Annotated in this window: 15 protein-coding genes and 1 pseudogene; 11 read left to right on the forward strand and 5 right to left on the reverse strand. The window is 68.5% G+C overall.

What is annotated here, in order from left to right; genetic code table 11:
• The first annotated feature begins 419 nt into the window (after positions 1–419).
• The 11 genes from QM806_RS37880 to QM806_RS37930 are packed head-to-tail and all read left to right on the forward strand — an operon-like array spanning position 420 to position 12,772.
• On the forward strand, positions 420–1,178 hold the full coding sequence (locus QM806_RS37880) for a TauD/TfdA family dioxygenase (RefSeq protein WP_349307621.1): 759 nt from the start codon (positions 420–422) through the stop codon (positions 1,176–1,178).
• The gene (locus QM806_RS37885) at positions 1,175–2,185 is read left to right on the forward strand and encodes an AurF N-oxygenase family protein (RefSeq protein WP_054245924.1); all 1,011 of its coding nucleotides are present in this window, start codon (positions 1,175–1,177) and stop codon (positions 2,183–2,185) included. Before QM806_RS37880 ends, QM806_RS37885 begins: the two co-directional genes overlap by 4 nt.
• Positions 2,182–3,504, forward strand: a complete 1,323-nt coding sequence (locus QM806_RS37890; protein ID WP_283294832.1) for a KamA family radical SAM protein — start codon at positions 2,182–2,184, stop codon at positions 3,502–3,504. Before QM806_RS37885 ends, QM806_RS37890 begins: the two co-directional genes overlap by 4 nt.
• Positions 3,501–4,991 carry a GNAT family N-acetyltransferase gene (locus tag QM806_RS37895; RefSeq protein ID WP_283294833.1) on the forward strand — a complete coding sequence of 497 codons (1,491 nt, stop codon included), beginning with the start codon at positions 3,501–3,503 and terminating at the stop codon, positions 4,989–4,991. The genes QM806_RS37890 and QM806_RS37895 overlap by 4 nt, the downstream gene beginning before the upstream one ends.
• The gene (locus QM806_RS37900; RefSeq protein WP_283294835.1) at positions 4,988–6,064 is read left to right on the forward strand and encodes an Ldh family oxidoreductase; all 1,077 of its coding nucleotides are present in this window, start codon (positions 4,988–4,990) and stop codon (positions 6,062–6,064) included. The genes QM806_RS37895 and QM806_RS37900 overlap by 4 nt, the downstream gene beginning before the upstream one ends.
• A complete protein-coding gene (locus QM806_RS37905; RefSeq protein WP_283294836.1) occupies positions 6,061–7,287 on the forward strand; it encodes an ATP-grasp domain-containing protein in 1,227 nt (408 codons plus the stop codon). The genes QM806_RS37900 and QM806_RS37905 overlap by 4 nt, the downstream gene beginning before the upstream one ends.
• Positions 7,284–8,549, forward strand: coding sequence for a GNAT family N-acetyltransferase (locus tag QM806_RS37910; protein ID WP_167117198.1), 1,266 nt, complete (start codon positions 7,284–7,286; stop codon positions 8,547–8,549). The genes QM806_RS37905 and QM806_RS37910 overlap by 4 nt, the downstream gene beginning before the upstream one ends.
• Entirely contained in the window at positions 8,540–9,460 is a 921-nt protein-coding gene (locus QM806_RS37915; protein WP_005565932.1) for a branched-chain amino acid transaminase, read from the forward strand. The genes QM806_RS37910 and QM806_RS37915 overlap by 10 nt, the downstream gene beginning before the upstream one ends.
• Positions 9,457–10,203 carry a hypothetical protein gene (locus QM806_RS37920; protein WP_283294838.1) on the forward strand — a complete coding sequence of 249 codons (747 nt, stop codon included), beginning with the start codon at positions 9,457–9,459 and terminating at the stop codon, positions 10,201–10,203. The genes QM806_RS37915 and QM806_RS37920 overlap by 4 nt, the downstream gene beginning before the upstream one ends.
• Positions 10,200–11,519 carry an MFS transporter gene (locus QM806_RS37925; RefSeq protein ID WP_167117204.1) on the forward strand — a complete coding sequence of 440 codons (1,320 nt, stop codon included), beginning with the start codon at positions 10,200–10,202 and terminating at the stop codon, positions 11,517–11,519. Before QM806_RS37920 ends, QM806_RS37925 begins: the two co-directional genes overlap by 4 nt.
• Entirely contained in the window at positions 11,516–12,772 is a 1,257-nt protein-coding gene (locus tag QM806_RS37930) for an ATP-grasp domain-containing protein (RefSeq protein ID WP_283294841.1), read from the forward strand. The genes QM806_RS37925 and QM806_RS37930 overlap by 4 nt, the downstream gene beginning before the upstream one ends.
• Positions 12,773–12,794: 22 nt before the next feature.
• On the opposite strand, the gene QM806_RS37935 is transcribed toward QM806_RS37930, so the two are convergent.
• The 5 genes and pseudogenes from QM806_RS37935 to QM806_RS37955 form a co-directional block, all read right to left on the reverse strand.
• Positions 12,795–14,198, reverse strand: a complete 1,404-nt coding sequence (locus QM806_RS37935; protein WP_065492394.1) for a WS/DGAT/MGAT family O-acyltransferase — start codon at positions 14,196–14,198, stop codon at positions 12,795–12,797.
• Positions 14,199–14,430: 232 nt separating this feature from the next.
• Complete coding sequence (locus QM806_RS37940; protein WP_283294844.1) at positions 14,431–14,796, reverse strand: aldehyde dehydrogenase family protein; 366 nt, start codon at positions 14,794–14,796, stop codon at positions 14,431–14,433.
• Positions 14,790–14,933, reverse strand: a pseudogene (locus QM806_RS37945) (hypothetical protein); the annotation flags it as partial. The pseudogene QM806_RS37945 and the gene QM806_RS37940, both read right to left, overlap by 7 nt.
• Positions 14,934–15,586: 653 nt before the next feature.
• Complete coding sequence (locus tag QM806_RS37950) at positions 15,587–16,612, reverse strand: acyl-CoA dehydrogenase family protein (RefSeq protein ID WP_005572568.1); 1,026 nt, start codon at positions 16,610–16,612, stop codon at positions 15,587–15,589.
• A complete protein-coding gene (locus QM806_RS37955; protein WP_043793296.1) occupies positions 16,612–17,763 on the reverse strand; it encodes an acyl-CoA dehydrogenase family protein in 1,152 nt (383 codons plus the stop codon). The genes QM806_RS37950 and QM806_RS37955 overlap by 1 nt, the downstream gene beginning before the upstream one ends.
• Between the last annotated feature and the right edge of the window lie 208 nt (positions 17,764–17,971).

Below are 17,971 nucleotides of genomic sequence, written 5' to 3' on the forward strand. Positions count from 1 at the left end.
CGCACGAACCGGCGTGCGACGATCGGGAACCCGAGTCGGCAGCTGTCACCAGTCCCGGGCCGGCGACGGCACCTGAGTACGATCTAACGGTCGTTGAACGACTACGTCAAAGACACACTTTTGGATGTATTGACTGTATTTGCCTATCTATCTGTTTGTTCCTGAAAGCGTTCACGCCTGTGGCCGGATGTCGGACCGAGAACGCAGTCGAGGTGATGAGGCGCCACATCAGCACAACCGACCGTATTCCGTCGTTACACACCCAGCCGTTCTTTCCGGGTGACGTTTTGGCTCCCCTAGGGTGCCTGGTGTGCGTGGCGGCACGACCACATTCTTGAAACCGATCACGACGATCCCGGTCTCGATCGACCGGAGTCACGGGTACGCAACCCGGTCGGGTTTTCGGAATGGAGGAATGGATGTCGCCGAATTGTCATGTCGTTTCTGCGCCTGTAGGTGGGAACACGGTGGAAGGCCGTGTCGACCGGAAGCGGCTGGGGGAGGACGGCTACGTCGTCGTCCACGACGTACCCGACCGCACCGCTGCAGCGGAAGTGGTTGGCTCGCTGGGTGATCTGGTCCCGCAATACAACGGTCTGCTCACCCACGAGGTGACGTACCGTCCCGGCCACGATCATCGGGCGTACTCGCAGAGCGCGAACACGATTCTGGCGCACACCGAGGCCCCCGGCTGGGATCCCAGCCCGGCGTACCTGGCGCTGTTCTGCCACCGGCAGGCACGCTGCGGCGGCGGCCACACCGATCTGCTCGACATCCGGCGGCTCGTCGACGCCCTGGAACCGGCCGAGGTCACCCTGATGACAGAAGCCGAACTGACCTTCCCTGGCCCGGACGGGGGTGTACGCACCACGATGCTGGGCGCGGACGACACCGGCCGCACCGCCCTGCGCTTCAGCTACAACCTGCTCACCGCGGCCGACTACGATCCGCACCACGAGTCCGACGTCGACGACTCCCGGCTGCCGCTCGGCCGGGCCGGTCGCAGGTTGGCGCATCGCGTCAGCGACCTGTTCCACGAACTGCGCACCCGCGTGCTGATCCACGAGAATGCACTGCTCATCTGGGACAACCAGCGCATGCTGCACGCGCGTTCAGAGTACGCCGACCGCGCCCGTCACCTCACTCGTTTCTGGGCCGGCGACCGGACTCGCGCATGATCATCGACGACCTGCAGTGCTCCGACGCCGACGGGCTGGTCCACCTCCCCGGACTGCCGTCGTTCGACCCCGCTGACGAAGCCGAGAACGCCGTCATCAGCCGCCTCGCCGGCAATTGGCACCGACGGTCGACGGTGAAGCGCGACGAGCCCGACCTCGACGAGTTGTTCGACGCCGGCCGGGCCGACTACCCCGAGGGCATCGTGCCGTTCCGCGACCATCCGACGTGGCAGGCGATGCCCGACGCGCTGCGGTCGCGGCTGCTGAGCTGGGCTTGGATCGCGTACAACCGGCACACGGTGCTCGCCGAGCAACGCGTCGCCAACCCGGCGTTCGCGCTCGTGATGGACGGGGAGTTCCCGGGTCTCGGCGGCCAGGACATGGATATCGCCCTCGCTCAGGCCATGGTCGACGAGCAGTACCACACCCTGATGCACATCAACGCGAGTGCGCTGACCAGACGCAAACGGGGGAACCCGTTCCCCGACAGCGCGTTACCCGAATCCCACACCTCACGAGCACACCGTCGGCTGCGGGCCCGTGCCGCCGAACGCTGGCAGCGCAGCCTGACCACGCTGGCCTTCGCCACGGTGTCCGAGATCTCGATCAACGCGTATCTCGATCTGCTCGCCGACGATCATGACATCCAGGTGGTCAACTCCACCACCGCAAAACTGCACAACCGGGACGAGTACTGCCACGCATCCATTTCCGACGAGATGGCGAAGCTGGTGTACGACGTGCTGGACCCCGTCAAGCGCCGCTTCTTCCTGGACATGCTGGTCGCCGGACTGGAAGCGTTCGTCGCCACGGACTACTCGACGTGGGAAGCGATCTTCCGCATCGAGAAGGTCACCGGATGGGAGAAGATGCTCGCCGACGTGCGGGCCGAGAAATCCGGTTCGCGGCTCGTGCGCGACTACAGCGGTCTGTATTCGCTGATGTCGGACATGAATGTTCTGGGCGAGGTCGACTTCGACTGGGGCTTGGCGGTGACGGACAAATGACCCTCCTCGATCTCGACACCCGCACGGCCCTCGCTCCGCGATCGATCAGCGGCGACCGGCTCCGCAAGCTCGTCGCCGAGCGAACCGGCGACCCGATGCTCGGGCACGAGGCACACGTGGTGTCCCAGGTGCTGCCGTTCAAGGTCAGCAGCTACGTCGTCGACGAACTGATCGACTGGGGCCGTGCGCCGGACGACCCGATCTACCGGCTGACCTTCCCACACCGCGACATGCTCGAGCCCCAGCACTTCGCGCTGATCGAACAGGCCGTGGCACAGGGAGATCGGGGCACCGTCCGGCAGGCCGTCGACACGGTCCGCGCCGCACTGAACCCGCATCCCGGTGACCAGCTGAGCATGAACGTTCCGCAGCACGACGACATCGACGGTTCGGGCATGCAGCACAAGTACGCCGAGACCCTGCTGGTGTTCCCCCGCCAGGGGCAGACCTGCCACAGCTATTGCGGCTACTGCTTCCGCTGGGCGCAGTTCGTGGACACCCCGGACCTGAAGATGGCCATGTCCGGGCCGGAGGCCATGACCCGGTACCTCGACCTGCACCCCGGCATCACCGACGTGCTGTTGACCGGCGGCGACCCGCTGGTCATGCGGACCGAGTTACTGGCCTCCTATCTGGAGCCGCTGCTCGAACCGGTGCGGGACCATGTCGAAACGATCCGGATCGGCACGAAGGCCGTCTCGTTCTGGCCGTACCGGCTGTTGGCCGGGCCGGAAGCCGACGACCTGCTGCGGTTGCTCGAGCGGCTGACCGCCGCCGGCAAGCACGTCGCGATGATGCTGCACCTGTCGCACGTCGCGGAACTGCAGACCGATGCCGCCCGGACGGCGCTGGCCCGGTTGGCATCGACCGGTGCGGTGCTCCGCGCTCAGGCCCCGGTGGTGCGTCACGTCAACGACGACCCGCGCACGTGGGCCGACCTCTGGCAGGCGCAGGTCCGCAACCGGGTCGTGCCGTACTACATGTTCGTCGAGCGGGACACCGGTGCGCGACCGTATTTCGGTCTGCCGCTGGCGCGAGCGGTCGACATCTACCGCGAAGCGCTGCAACGGGTCTCCGGACTCGGGCGGACCGCGCGGGGACCGGTGATGTCGGCGTCGCCGGGGAAGGTCGTGGTCGACGGCGTCGTCGACCTCGACGGCGGACGTGCGTTCGCGCTGCGGTTCCTGCAGGCACGCCGGCCGGATCTGGTGGGCAAGCCGTTCTTCGCGAAATACGACGAGCACGCGCAGTGGTGGGACGACCTCCGCCCGCACGGCCCGCGCGACCGCGAATTCTTCGGTGTCGGAGGCACCACGTGAGGGTCACCGCGCACGAGATCAGCTTGACGCAACGGCATCTGTGGCGCTCTGCCAGAGAAGCGATTCCGGTGCAGCGGGGACTGGTGGTGGAGGTGGAGCAGGACGGTGTCGCCGGGTTCGGCGAGGCATCCGCGTTCATGACCGACCACTACAACTCGGGCCTGGACCGGATGCACGCGGATCTGCGACGGATTGCGCCGTTGCTGATCGACCTCGGTCCCGACGACCCGTTCGCGGTGTGGCGAGCGCTGTCCGCGGAGCTGCCCGATTCGCCGTTCGTCCTGGCCGCCCTCGACACCGCGGTGCACGATCTGCGGGCACGGCTGCTCAGTGTGCCGCTGTGGCAGTCTCTCGGCCTGGAACGCCCGCGGGAGTTGCACTCCAGCTTCAGTATCGGGCTCGACGAGACCGGGGTGATGGTCCGCAAACTCCGCGAGCGGCCCGGATGGTCGGCGTACAAGATCAAGCTCGCCGACCCGGGCGACCTCACCGTCGTCAAGGAACTCCGCTGCCACACGACCGCACCGTTCTACGTGGACGGCAACTGCGGCTGGGAGCTGTCCCGACTGCTCCCCGTCCTGCCCGGCCTGCAGGAACTCGGCGTGCATCTGATCGAGCAGCCGTTTCCGCGCTCAGGGTGGCGCGACGCCCGGATCCTGAAGGAGCGCAGCCCGATCCCGGTGATCGCGGACGAGAGCATCGCGTCGCCGCAGGACCTGGACGCGTGCACCGGCGCGTTCGACGGCATCAACGTCAAACCGATGAAGGCCGGGGGAATCACCCCGTCCCTCACGCTGCTGCGCCGAGCCCGTGAACGGGGTCTGCTCACCATGCTCGGCTGCATGCCTGAATCCGCGGCCGGGGTGTCGGCCACGGCCCACCTCGGGGGACTGGCCGACCATCTGGATGTCGACGCAGTCGACCTTCTCGCGGTGAACACCGGCCGCGGACTGACGCTCGACGGCGCCGGCCGCGTCACCCTGCCGGATCGTCCCGGTTCCGGTTACCTTCCCGATCCCGCCGCCCACGGCTGGCGGGTTCGGCCGGTGTCCGCCGCCGACGTGCGACCGATCCGCCATACCGTGCTCCGGCCCGGTCAGCCGGCCGAGACCTGCGTCTATCCGGAGGACGCGCACGTCGGCACCCGGCACTTCGCCACACTCGCCGCGGGGCGCCCGGTCGGCGTGGCCTCGCTGTACCACGAGGATCCGCCCGAAAGGCACGCCGTGCCAGGTCTTCTCCCGGGCCGGGGTTGGCGCCTCCGCGGTATGGCCACCCTCGAGGAGGTTCGCGGTACGGGTGCGGGGACCACACTCCTGCGCACCGTACTCACGAACGCCGCGCTGGCCGGCGCCGGGACGGTTTGGTGCAACGCCCGCACCACCGCAGCCGGCTTCTACGTCAAGCAGGGCTTCCGGATTCTGGGCCCGGAGTTCGACATCCCGGGCATCGGCCCCCACGTCTTCATGCATTGGAGTACTTCATGATCCACCAGACACTGAACCCTGGATCGCTGATCGACGAGCAGGAGGCCCGTTGGCTTGCCTCGATCGCACTCGCCGAGGCGGGGGTGCCGGAGGACGACGCCGATCAGGTGGCTGCCGCGCTCGTCGACACGTCCCTGCGCGGCATCGACACCCACGGTCTGCGGTTGCTGCCGCAATACCTGGACGAACTCGCGACCGGCGTCGCGAATGCAGTGGCGTGCCCGACCGTAGTCCGGGACCGTGGGGCCGGACTGCTGCTGGATGCGGACGGCGCACTCGGCGTGCTCGCCGGACTCGCCGCCGCCCGCCTGGCAGCCGACCGGGCCAAGGCTTTCGGCGTCGCGGCGGTGGGCGTGCGCAATTCCAACCACTTCGGCGCGGCGTCGGTCTACACCCGGCACCTGGCCGGGCAGGGGATGATCGGTATCGCCGTCACGTCGGCCGCCTCCCGGGTGGCTCCGTACGGCGGGGTCGAGCCGCTGTTCGGCACCAACCCGATCAGCGTGGCCGCGGGCACGGGGGACGACGGGCTCGCCCTCGACATGGCCACCAGCCAGGTGTGTTTCGGTGAGGTGAAGCACCGCCGGGCCGTGGGACGACCGCTGAACAGCGGCTGGGCCACCGATCGCGACGGGCGGCCCACCGCGGAACCCGACGAGGCGTACGCCCTGTCGCCACTCGGCGGCTACAAGGGACAGGGCCTGGCAATGGCGGTCACTCTGCTGGGCGCCGTGTTGACCGGGTCGCCGCCCGACTGGCAGCTCGAGCAAGTCGGTGAGGGAACCCCCGGTCGAAGCCGAGGGGTCGGCCACTTCATCCTCGCCCTGGACCCCGGAGCGTTCAGTGGGCATGCGCAATTCACGGCCGGGCTGGCGGATCTCCTCGGCACCGTCCGCGGGGCGACGCCCGCCACTGGGACGCCGGTGGTGGCCTCGGGTGATCCGCAACGCGCCCACGAGCGCGAACGACGGGCGCGGGGGATACCGCTGGATGCCCGGACCGCGGAGGTCTTCGCCACGCTGGACACAACTTTCGATGGATTCGCCGTGACGAGGAAGGAAGCTTCTCGATGATTCTCGTACTGATCAGCCCGCGTGCCGCCGGGTTGCCCTTCGCCCAGTGGCTGCCGGAGAAGCGCGGACGTCTGGTGGCGGTCTGCGCCGAGGGAACGGATCCGGGTGAGGGATTCGCCGAGATCGTCACGGTCACCGACTATCACGACGACGACGCGGTGCTGGGCGCCGCTCGGGAACTCGCCGGACGGCACCGGCCGAAAGCGGTCGTCGCCCTCGCCGAGGTCGATGTGGAGAGGGCCGCCACACTGCGCGGCGAACTCGGCCTCCCGGGCCTGGACACCGCCACGGCAGCCGGCTACCGCGACAAGATCCTGATGAAGGAAATGGCGCAGGCCACGGGGCTTCTCGTCCCGGTCTTCGCGCCGGTGCGCCATCCGGCGGACATCGTCGACTTCATGGCCGGCAACCCGGGCCGGGTCGTCGTCAAACCGCGCAGTGGCTCCGGCTCCACCGGCGTCTACGTGCTCGATTCGCCCGCGCAGGCAACCGGACTCGCCGACATCGTCACGGCCACACCGTACGAAGTCGAGGAATTTGTCGACGGTGCGGTGCACCATGTGGACGCGTTCCGCGTCGCCGGAGACCCGGTGGCCGCCATCGCGTCCCGCTACACCGGCCAGGGGTGCCTCGAGCACTGGACCGACGCCCCGTTCGGCTCCCGGTCCGTCGACACCACCGACCCGGTGTGCGCACGACTGGTGGACGAGACCTGGCGGCTCGTCGATGCACTGGGCTCGCCGCCCACCGTCTGCGTGCACGCCGAGTTCTTCGTCACCGCGGACGGCGACATCGTGCTCTGTGAAGTGGCGGCACGGATCGGCGGCGGACCGATACCGACGATGCTCCGCCATGTCCTGGGCATCGATCCGCGGCATCTCTGGGCGCGGGTGGAATGCGGGTTGCCGACCGACCTGGATGCTGTCCGGGACCGGGTGGCGACCGCCCCGTACGCAGCGTTCTACGGCGTGCCGCCGCGCCGGGGCCGGGTGCTGCGACTGCCGGACGCACCGCCGGGCGTGCACGACTTCACGCTGAACACCCACGTCGGCGACGACTGGACCCCTGCCCGGTACAACGAGCGCAAGTCGGCGGACTTCCTCGCCTACTGGGTGGTGACCGACCCCGACTTCACGGCGCTGGGCAATCGGCTGATCGCCACTGCCGAACAGGTGAGCGCCGGATTCGAGTGGGACCGTGCCGAAAGCGAGGACGCAGCATGACCGCCACCGATGTCGACGGGATCACCGGCCACGTCCTGCCCCGCGGCGCCCGCCCCACCGCCGCCGACTTCGCGGGCATCGCCGACCCGGACATCATCTGGGAGGACGCGCGGTGGTGGCGGTTCACCGAACGCACCGACCTGCACGAGGTGCGTTACCTCGAGGTGCGCGCGGACGGCCGCACCGTCGCGGTCGCGCCGCTGCTGTTCACGGCGCGGCCCGGGGGCCTGCTCTTCTACGACCCGCCCCGGCTGGCGGGAACCGCAGGCCCGATGGCCGAACCGGAGTTGCTCGATCACCCCGATCGGCTGCGCTGGGCCGAGCTCACCGAGGCGCTGCCCGATGCCCGCGAGGATCAGTACCCGTCGCTGGCGCTCGCGACGTTCGGAAACCACCACGGTGTCGCGCACGCGCCCGGCCGTTCGCACGATCAGCGCCGCGTGGTCATGGCGGCCCTGCCCGACCTGCTCCATCAGGCCGGTGACGAACTCGGCTGCCGCAGTGTGGCATTGCTGTACGTCGGTGCGTCCGACGCCGAGGAGGTGGACGGTTCAGCATCCGGCGCCGGGTACACGGCGGCCCTGCTGGGCGCCGAGGGTGTGCAGGACCTGAGCGGCCACAGCTGGGCGGAATACGTCGCGAGCCTGAGCAAGCGCCGTCGCGTCCGGCTCCGCAAGGAGGTCGCCGACTACACCGAGGCCGGCCTGCGCACAGTGGTCCGCTGGGGTCCCGCGGCGATCGACGACGACGTCGTCGCCCTCCAGGTCGCGCACCGGGCCAAGTACGGGCTGCCCGGCGGCGAGGACCGGGTCCGACGCGACTTCGACGCCGTCCGTGAGGAATTGGGCGATTCCTGTGTGGTGCTCGGTGCCGAACTCGACGGTCGCCTCGTGGGTTTCGTGCTCTACCTCCGCACCCCCGACACGTTGTTCGCCAGGACCGCCGGCTTCGCCCCGGGGATTCGTGGCTGCTACCTGACCCTGACCTACCACGAGACCGCGCACTGGGCGGTGGAGCACGGCATCCGTCGCGTCCACTACGGCCTCGCCGCCTACGAGGCCAAGATCGCCCGCGGATGCGAACTGCGACCCCGCTGGGGCTGGTTCGCATTCCGCGGCGAAGGCGCCGACAAGTATCGCGAGGCTCTGACACTGCAGTCGCGCAGCATCGAGCGGCGGCTGGACCTGGTCGGTGCACCGGCAGTCCCCGTCCCGTCCCGGCGGCCCGCCGCCACCGAACCGAAAGCAGAACAATGGAACTGATCCCCACCAGCACCGTCTGGATGGACGGTGAATTCGTCGCCTGGGACCAGGCGCAGGTCCATGTATTGACACCGAGTCTGCACTACGGATGGGGTGTCTACGAGGGCATCCGGGCCTACGCGACCGACCGCGGTCCGGCCGTGTTCCGGCTGCGCGAGCACCTGCGACGGCTGCACGACTCGGCACGGGTGTACCTGATGGACCCCGGGTGGTCGGTGGACGAGCTCACCGAGATCTCGCTCGAACTGCTCCGCCGCACCGGCCTGGACTCCGGCTATCTGCGACCGATCGTCTACCTCGGCTACGGCTCGATGGGGGTCGCGCCTGCGCTGGACACCGCCCGGGTGGCCATCGCGGCCTGGCCGTGGGGTTCGTACCTCGGCGAAACCGCGGACCAGGACGGCTGCCGCCTCGTCGTCAGCAGCTGGCAACGCAACGGCGTTCACTCGGTCCCGCCGCTCGCCAAAGCGACGGGTGCCTATGTCAATTCGGCTCTGGCGAAGGTCGGCGCGCTGCGCGCCGGATACGACGACGCACTGATGCTCACCTCCACCGGGCACGTCGCCGAAGCATCCGCCGCGAACATCTTCGCCGTCCGCGACGGTGAACTGATCACCCCGCCGGTCGGCGACAACATCCTGCCCGGTCTCACCCGCGACACCGTGATCACGCTCGCCCGTGACCTGGGGATCACGGTGAGGGAGCAAAGCCTGACCCGCAGCGAGCTCTACGTCGCCGACGAGGCGTTTCTCACCGGCACCGCCGCCGAGGTGGTCCCGGTGGCGTCGGTCGACGACCGCCCGGTGGCGGCGGGCGGGTGCGGCCCGATCACCAAGCAACTGCGCGACGTCTTCCACGACGTGGTCCGCGGGCGCGAGCCCACCTACCGTCACTGGCTGGAGTTCGCATGAGCACACGTTTACTGTCTTCGGCCGCACCCGATCGGGTCGCGGCGATCTGGGATGCCGAAGGCCTCGGAATCCTGGAGGGTGCCGTCACCGGATTCGCGAGCGCGGCAGACCTGCTCGACGGCAGCGCGTGGGCGAATGCGCGTCGCGAGGAGATCGCCGACCGGGTGGTCGACGTGATCGCCGTCCGGGCCTGGCACGCCCTTCCGCAGCTGTCGCACGGTCGCGCCCGGAGGGTGGCCCGGCGCTGCATCGCCTACTCGCTTGCAGCGGACACAGTCCGCGCCGACGGGAGCGGCACCGCCCGGGCCGACTGCTGGACCCTGACCACCCATGCGTTAAAACTGCTGACGATTCGCGAACACTTCGACGCGGCTGCCCACCGGTCCAGGGAGCTTCTCGGAGTCGCTCCCCGGGGAAGGTTGCTGGCGGCCTGGCAGATGGTGGACGACGCGCTCGGAGCCCTCGGCACCACCCGCCACGAATGGGTGGGTGCAGACCCCGCGACCGTCGCGGCCGCCGGGTGGGTGCTGGTCGACCGGATGAGCCGACTCCTCATGGCGGCGGCGCTGGTCGCGCAGTCCGCGGCAGCCTCGGCTGGGGATGCCGAACTACTCGTCAACGCGGCCCGTCGGTACGCCTGGAACCACCTGCGGCGTCCGGCGCCCGAGGCGGCGACACCCACCCACGTGCAGCGGTCGGCCGATCTCGTGCACGCCTTCCTGACGCCGGGGAGCATCCCGTGAGCGCCCGCCTGCGGCGGCTGGGTGATGCGCTGCTTCCCGACAGCGCGGCCGGTCGCACGCTCGCCGTCGGCGCCGGCGTCGACTCGCTGGGTACCGGGATGTTCTTCGCGTCGTTCGCGCTGTACTTCATTGGCGTGGTCGGTCTCACCGCGAACCAGATCGCCCTGGCCACCACGATCGCGGGTGCGCTCGCGCTTCTCGCCCCGGTGCCCCTGGGCAGGCTGGCCGACCGGGTGGGGCCCGGCCGGTTCTATGTGGCACTCCTGCTGGTGCGCGGCATCGGCTACGGATGCTTCGCGCTCGTATCCGATTTCACCGCCTACCTCGTGCTCACCGTGCTGCTCACCGCGGCCGACCGGGCGAGCAGCCCGATCCAGCAGGCCGTCGTGACGGCGGTGATCGGCGGCCACGACCGGACCCGGACGATGGCGACCATCCGCGCCATCCGGAACGTGGGTCTCACCGCGGGGTTCCTGCTGGCGGGTGTCGTCTTCGTGACCGGCACCTCCGCCGCGTTCACGGCGCTGTTCCTGGGCAACGGAATCTCCTTCGTGGTCATCGCGTTCGCCGTCCGGCTCGTACTCCGGAGGACGGGAACGGTCGTGCAACGCACGCCTCTCCCCGCTGGTCCCGGGCCGGCTGAAACCGCGGTGCGCTCGCCGTTCCGCGACCGGTGGTTCATGGTCTTCACGGTCGGCAACGGTGTCCTGTCGCTGTACGACACCGTGCTGATCGTTCTGCTCCCGATCTGGGTCATCGAGTACACGTCGGTGCCGCTCGCGTGGGTGCCGGTGCTCATGGCGGTCAACACCGTGCTGACGGTGGTCCTGCAGGTCTACGTCGCCCGGTTCGCCGAGGGCACGTCCGCGGCGGCGCGACTCCTGACGTGGACCGGGGCGCTGATGGCCTTCTGCTGCGGTGCACTCGCCGTCGGCCAGATGGCCGACACCGTTCCGGCGATCGTCGCCGTTGTCGTTGCGGTGGTGGCACTGTCGGTCGCCGAGAACATCCACTCCGTGGCCGCCTGGGAACTGTCGGCCGAGCTGTCCCCGCGGCCCGCCGTCGCCCGCTATCTGGGCGCGTTCAGTCTCGGCATGACGGGCCAGAAGGTGCTCGGCCCCACCATTCTGGTCGTCGTCCTGTTGCCGGCCGGTCTCCTGGCGTGGCCCGTCCTGGCCGGGACGTTCGGGGCCGCGGCACTGGTCTCCCGGACGGCGGCGCATCGCAGTCTCGCGGAACGCGCACGGACGAAGGAACGCCCGGACGGCGACCGTCCTGCACTGTCTCCCTTCTCGATACTCGAGGTGAAGAAATGACCGAACACGTCCTCGTCGTCGGCAGCGGCCGCGACCTCCCGGGCCGGGTCCGTGACGCCCTTCCCGGCACCCAGACCTCGGTGATCTGCCGACTGGAATTCGTCGCCAAGCTTCGCCGTCTGACCGAGCACTCGCGGGTCATCGCCGTGCGGCACGACGCGCCGGACGAGGAGTGGATCGCGTTGGCCGCGGCGGCGCATGCGCAGCATCCGTTCACCCGGATCGCCACGTTCGGCGAACGCGACCAGGACCGCTGCGCCGCGATCGGGGAGGCCCTCGGCCTGTCCACCCACTCGCGCCGCACGGTGACGTCGGTCCACGACAAGAACGCCATGCGCGCCGCGCTTCGCGAATCCGGCGTGGACGCCACCGCCTCCGCCGTCGTCGCCGACGTGGATGCGTTGCGTGCCTTCGCGTTCGAACACGGCTTTCCCTGCGTGGTCAAACCGGTGTGTGGCGCGGGCAGTGCCGGGGTGGCCGTGGTTCGGGAGGAGAGCGCACTGGCCGCGGCGTTCGCACGCGCCGGGGGCGACTTCGACGGCCTGACCACCAGCGGGGTGCTCGTCGAGCGGTTCCACGAAGGCCCGCAATTCAGCGTGGAGGCCTTCTCGGAATGCGGCGAACACCAGATCGTCGCCGTCACCCGCAAGTTCTCCGACCCGGCGAACTTCGTCGAACTCGGGCACGTGGCACCGGCAGCCCTCGCCGCGGAGCAGGAAGAACGGATCCATACGTACGTGACGAGTGTGCTCGACGCCGTCGGTGTGGAGTTCGGTGCAACCCACACCGAGATCGTGCTCACCCCGACCGGTCCCCGGGTGATCGAAACCCACGTGCGGATGGGCGGCGACGAGATTCCGGCCCTTGCCCTCGACGCCACCGGTGTGGACCTCGCCGAATGCGTCGTGCGGCAGACCGTCGGGGAGAAGGTCCTACCCGGGATCCGGGCCGTCCTCGCCGAGGAGCGGCCGGCCCGCTGTTCCGCGATCTGGTTCGCCGCCGCACCGGTCGCGGGTGTTCTCACCGACGTCAGCGGTGTCGACGACGCCCGGAAGGTCGACGGCGTGACCGACGTGCAACTCCTGGTCCGCCCGGGTGGCGCGGTCGCCGTCCTGGAATCGTCCGATTCACGTGTCGCGTACGCACGCGCGGTCGGGGACACCGCCGAACAGGCACTCGACGCCGCCCGGGAGGCCATGGCACGCCTCGAATTTCAGGTGCGCGTGGCCGCCGCGAACACGGTGACGGTGTGATCCCGCAGCTGTTCTCTCGAGTTCACAGTCCGACAGCGGTCTCGAGGAGATCGAGTTCGGCGTCGAGCTGATCGAGCATGGGGTGCAGATCCGGGACGGTGCGGCGGCAGCCGGTGAGGCCGAAGACGATCTGGTCGTCGCTGCTGGTGCACGTGATGTTGAGTGCCTGCCCGGTGGTGGGGATGGACAGCGGGTAGAGGGATTCGAGTCGGGCCCCGTTCCAGTACAAGGGGGTTCGGGGGCCGGCGACGTTGGAGATGACGACGTTGAAGGGTGGTCGCAGCGGACCGCGGCGGCCGAGGAACATCTCGACTCCTAGCGGGGCGGCGCCGAGGGCGCTCATCGCGAGAACCTGGGCGGGACTCATCGCCTGGAGGGCGGCCTTGCCCTCGTTCATGCAGTTGCGCACGGTTTCGAGTCGGTGCGCGGGGTCGGGGAGGTGGGTGGCCAGGTTGCACATGAGCACGCCAACCCGATTGCCGCCGGCCCCGGTATTCGGCGCGCGGAGGGAGACGGGGACCATCGCGATCAGGGGGTTGTCCGGCAACGCGTCGCGGGTGTGCAGGTAGGCCCGGAGGGTGCCCGCGCACATCGTCAGCACGATGTCGTTGATGGTGGCGTCGGCGTGCTTGGCCAGCAGGCGGATCCGTTCGAGGGGGAAGGACCGGGCGGCGACGTGCCGGGCTCCGCTGATCGGCACGTTGAACAGGGTGTGCGGTGCGGTCAGCGACACCGCACCGCCCTTGCCGTGCAGGGCGCGATCCACGGTGCCGACCGCTGCGGGCAGGAGTCCGGCCACCTCGCCGACCGCCGCGCGGGCGGCGTCCCACGCCATCGTGGGCAGTGCCGAGCCGAGCCCTCCCGACACCGCGACGCCCGCGTCCGGCACGGCCGTCAGCGGGTTTCGGGGTTGCCAGGGTGTGGGCATGTTCCGACGGTGGGGGTCCTCGCTCATGCTGTCGCGGAGCAGCCTCATCGCGGACGCACCGTCGGCGAGGGCATGGTGGATCTTGGTGTAGATCGCGTAGCGGCCGTCGGCGAGGCCCTCGATCAGGTGCATTTCCCACAGGGGGCGGCTGCGGTCGAGCAGGGTGCCGTGCAGCCTCGACACCAGGGTCATCAGTTCTGCCATTCCGCCCGGCTGGGGCAGGGCGTCGCGGCGCACGTGGTGTTCCAGGTCGACCTCGTGGTGCGGAAGGGTGTCCCAGCCCCACTGGCCGAGCGACGTCACCGAGCGGCGGGCCCGCTTACGGAACGGCGCCGCCACCTGGTCACCGATCAGCGCGGCATCGAACATCGCGCGCACATCGGCCGCCGACGCCCCCTCGGGTGGCGTGAACACTGCCAGGCCGCCGACGTGCATTGGATGCTCGCGGGACTCGCCGAGCAGAAACAGTGAATCGGTCGGTGCCATCGGCAACAGCATGTGGTGTCCTTACCGTTCCCGAACCCGGATCCACCTGCGCGGATCCGCTCCCCCCGGAACTGTTGTTCATGTCTGTGTAGTGGTGTCGCAAAGTAACGTTTAGATGTGGTTCATATCACAAACCGGTCTCGCTGTTTATGTTCTACAGCACAGCCACGCTTTCCGCCACATGCACAAATGTCCAACAGGACGTATGGGACGGCCCTCCCCCACGCTCACGGATGCCGTCGGATCAGACGCCCGTGTACACGGTCTTCCCCCAGGTGTAGAAGTCCACCGCGCTGCGACCCTGCTCCCGGAACGTGTTCGTGGACGAATCCTTCACCCCGCCGAACGGCACATTCAGGTCGAGCCCGGCGGTCGGGCGGTTGATCTTGACGACGCCGGCCTGCGCCCGGGCCGCGAAGTCCGTCGAGCGAGCGAGGCTGTCGGTGCAGATTCCCGCGGTGAGTCCGTAGCGGGCAAGGTGGGTGGCGGACAGGGGTGTGAGTTCGGCGGGCTCGAGCGCCACCGTGTTGCCCGAGACGAGTGTTCGCGGCGGGTGGTGACGCTGGTTCCGGGCAGTCCGCTGGGGAGCATCTCGCCGGTGGCCGTCCACCCGAGGGAACCGAAGAACCGCAGCACGTCCACGGCGCGCGTGACTTCGCCGCGGGCTTCGGCGAGGGTCTTGTCTTCTTGGACGAGGTCCGCGGCCACAACGGAACCACGTTCCTGCAGCAGGTTCGCCGCCGTCATGAGGATGGCGCCCCGGGCCGGTGCGGGGAGGGCGGCCCACGCCCGGCTGGGTTGCGGCGGCGGCCGTGACGGCGGCGTCCGTGTGGACAAAGCACCGCGTGGTGCTGCAGCTGCCTCGAACAGTGCGGATCGGCGGTATGTGGGGCGGTGTCTGCTGCTCAGACCGGTGAGCTACCGCGCGTTGTGGGTGCTGCCCAGTGTGGCCGCCGGCGCGGATAGGTGGAGGAAAGCGCACGGACGAGATGCGGATCGCAGGGAGTACCCTGCACTACTGCCCATAGCCTGTCGACGAACTGGTGCTCGGTGATTCCGAATGTCTGGAAGACAAGCTCTGCGGGAACCCTGCCATAGGGAATCCATTGCCGAGCGAGGGTGATGAGTTCGCGTGCTTCGCGGGGTAAGTCCTGGCAGTCACTCATCGGGCGTCTTCCTTTCTGGAGCCGTCGCTGTCTCTCGTGTAGAGGCCGCCAAAGGCGTCGACCGGACTTCTCGGCTCAGGTGAGGAAGCCGGGCTGGTCGTGGCAGTCCAGAACTCGAACTCTCGCGCGGCTACACGAGTGTGCGCGAGAACGCGAAAGACTTCCGTAATTCTCCGTGCAAGTGCGAATGTCATTCGGCACTACTCAATTCATTGGTCATTGGCGGCCGGAAGACTATGCGGTGACGAGGCACCACAGGTTCTGTCGGCCTGCCGTGATGGATGCGGTGGTGAGCATGTCGTCCCAGTGGTGGAGGGAGCCGAACTCGGAGCGCCACGCGAGGGCAGGTTGGGTGAACTCGTGCAGGCGGTGCTCGCGGGTGGTGCCGATCGCTCCGTGCACCTGGTGGGCATTGCGGACGACGGTGGATGCGGCGTGGCCGGCGCAGGAACGGGCAACGGCGACAAGGACGTCGAGGTTCGGTGCGGACCAGTCGGTGCGGACGGCTTCGTTCAGGGCGGCTTCGGTGGCGGCCCGGGTGAGTGCGGCTTCGGCGGCGATATCGGCGACGAGGTTTTGTATGGCCTGAAACTTCGCGAGCGGTCGCCCGAACTGGGTGCGTTCGGTGGTGTGCGTGATTGACAGGTCGAGGATGCGATCGAGCGCGGCGCTCGTCTGCACGGCTCGGATCAGTGCGCCGCGCAGGAGTAGTTGGTCGACGACCGCGTCAGCTATCGGAGTGCCCGAATGGGCGCTGTCGATGGTGACGGTGTCTCTGGGTTCGCCGGCGATGTTGGCGTCCGGCGTGATGGTGAGCATGTTCGTCTCGATGTCGGCGACAACGTACGTGTGGGTGTCGCGCCAGACCGTGACGATCTTGTCGGATTGGGCGGCCCAGGGCACCCGGTGGGCAGTTCCGGTGTGATCGAGCAGGCAGACGGTGCGGCGGGCGTCGTCTGCGGGAAGCCCGGCGGTATCGAGCAGCCAGCCGGCGAGCAGGTCGTGTTCGGCCAGCGGGATTCGGACGCCGTTGGCCGCAGCGGTGCGGAGCAGTTCCGCGGCTTCGAGCCATCCGGCTCCGCTGCCGCCGGATTCCTCTGGTCCGGTGAGGCGGGTCAGGCCGAGATCGGTGAGGTGGGACCAGAGGATCGGGTCCCACGTAGCGGTATCGGCGTCAGGTTCCTTCTGGTCGCGGTAAGCGACGAAGACCGCAGACATCATTTCCACAAGATCGGGGTCGACAGTGGTCGGGGTCGTCATCAGCGCATTCCCAATCCCCGCGCGATCACGCCGCGCAGAACTTCGTTGGTGCCGCCACGAAGGGTGAATCCGGGGCGTTGGGCGGCGGCGTCATCGATCATTGCTCGGTAGCGGCGGGGGGTCGGACCGGTGTCACCGGTGATGACGTCGGCAAAATCGGCGATGTCGCCTTCGGTGGTAGTTCCGAGGACTTTGACGACGGCCGCGGCGACGTCGGCGGGTTCGTGGCGTCCGAGGGCTCCGGCGACCGCGGTGGACATCTGGTGCAGCCCCGTTGTTCGGGCGAGATACCGGCCTAGGTCGGGGTGTCGGGGTACTGCCCCTGTCCGCATCTGTTCGGCGGTGTCGGCGAGGAGGGGAAATGTGGACAGGAAGCGTTCGGGTCCGCTGCGTTCGAAGCTCAGTTCCGAGGTGACCTGCTGCCAGCCGCTGCCGATGGTGCCGAAGACCATGTCGTCGGCGACGAAGACGTCGTTGAGGATGACTTCGTTGAAATGGTGCCCACCGTGCATCGAGACGATGGGCCGGATGTCGACGCGGGGTGAGCACAGGTCGACGATGAACTGGCTCAGTCCGTCGTGCCGATGTGCGGGGTCGACGGGGGTCGTGCGGGCGAGGCAGATGAATGCGTGGGCATGGTGGGCGCCGGACGTCCAGACCTTGGTGCCGCTGAGGACCCAGCCGTCGTCGACGCGGGTGGCTTTGGTGCGGACGCTGGCGAGGTCGGATCCGGAGTCGGGTTCGCTCATGCCGATGGCGAAGTAGCACTCGCCTCGGGCGATCTCGGGTAGGTACTTCCGTTTTTGAAATTCTGTGCCGTACAAGAGGAGTGACGGTGCAATCTGGCGGTCGGCGATCCAGTGCGCGGCGACCGGGGCGCCTGCAGCGAGGAGTTCCTCGGTGACGACGAAACGTTCGAGGTGGCTGCGACCGTGGCCACCGTACTCGATTGGGATCGTCATGCCGACCCATCCCCGGTCGGCGAGTGTGCGCGAGAAGTCCTCGTGCCAGCCGGTGAGCCAGCTGTCGATCCGCGGAGTGATGCGCCCATCAGCGAACTGGGCGTCGACGAATTGCCGGACTTCGGCGCGTAAGTCGTCCATGTCGTGTGGGTCCGACGCTATGGGCGGAACCAGTCGCGGATCTCTCATTGGAGAATCCCTTCGGTTGTGGCTGAGTCGGTTTCGGGTGTTGCGTCACGTTGCGTACGGTGCCTGCGTGTGCGTCTGCAAACCGGTTGGAATGTTGGTCGAGAGGCTGATCGCCGTATGTCTTGATTACGCACTATGGCAAAAGTGGGCGATATACGCAATGCTGGTAGGTAATTCGGCGTAGGCACCGGGATCTTCCACTCGAGTG

Origin of the sequence: Rhodococcus sp. IEGM 1351, assembly GCF_030056875.1 — a bacterium.
In the GTDB taxonomy this organism is placed as follows: Bacteria; Actinomycetota; Actinomycetes; order Mycobacteriales; family Mycobacteriaceae; genus Rhodococcus_F; species Rhodococcus_F opacus.

What these genes read in the sequence shown, in the direction of transcription:
- QM806_RS37880 (WP_349307621.1), top strand. Translation starts at nt 420, where the DNA reads ATGTCGCCGAATTGTCATGTCGTTTCTGCGCCTGTAGGTGGGAACACG.
- QM806_RS37885 (WP_054245924.1), top strand. Translation starts at nt 1,175, where the DNA reads ATGATCATCGACGACCTGCAGTGCTCCGACGCCGACGGGCTGGTCCAC.
- QM806_RS37890 (WP_283294832.1), top strand. Translation starts at nt 2,182, where the DNA reads ATGACCCTCCTCGATCTCGACACCCGCACGGCCCTCGCTCCGCGATCG.
- QM806_RS37900 (WP_283294835.1), top strand. Translation starts at nt 4,988, where the DNA reads ATGATCCACCAGACACTGAACCCTGGATCGCTGATCGACGAGCAGGAG.
- QM806_RS37905 (WP_283294836.1), top strand. Translation starts at nt 6,061, where the DNA reads ATGATTCTCGTACTGATCAGCCCGCGTGCCGCCGGGTTGCCCTTCGCC.
- QM806_RS37910 (WP_167117198.1), top strand. Translation starts at nt 7,284, where the DNA reads ATGACCGCCACCGATGTCGACGGGATCACCGGCCACGTCCTGCCCCGC.
- QM806_RS37915 (WP_005565932.1), top strand. Translation starts at nt 8,540, where the DNA reads ATGGAACTGATCCCCACCAGCACCGTCTGGATGGACGGTGAATTCGTC.
- QM806_RS37920 (WP_283294838.1), top strand. Translation starts at nt 9,457, where the DNA reads ATGAGCACACGTTTACTGTCTTCGGCCGCACCCGATCGGGTCGCGGCG.
- QM806_RS37930 (WP_283294841.1), top strand. Translation starts at nt 11,516, where the DNA reads ATGACCGAACACGTCCTCGTCGTCGGCAGCGGCCGCGACCTCCCGGGC.
- QM806_RS37935 (WP_065492394.1), bottom strand. Translation starts at nt 14,198, where the DNA reads ATGCTGTTGCCGATGGCACCGACCGATTCACTGTTTCTGCTCGGCGAG.
- QM806_RS37950 (WP_005572568.1), bottom strand. Translation starts at nt 16,612, where the DNA reads ATGACGACCCCGACCACTGTCGACCCCGATCTTGTGGAAATGATGTCT.
- QM806_RS37955 (WP_043793296.1), bottom strand. Translation starts at nt 17,763, where the DNA reads ATGAGAGATCCGCGACTGGTTCCGCCCATAGCGTCGGACCCACACGAC.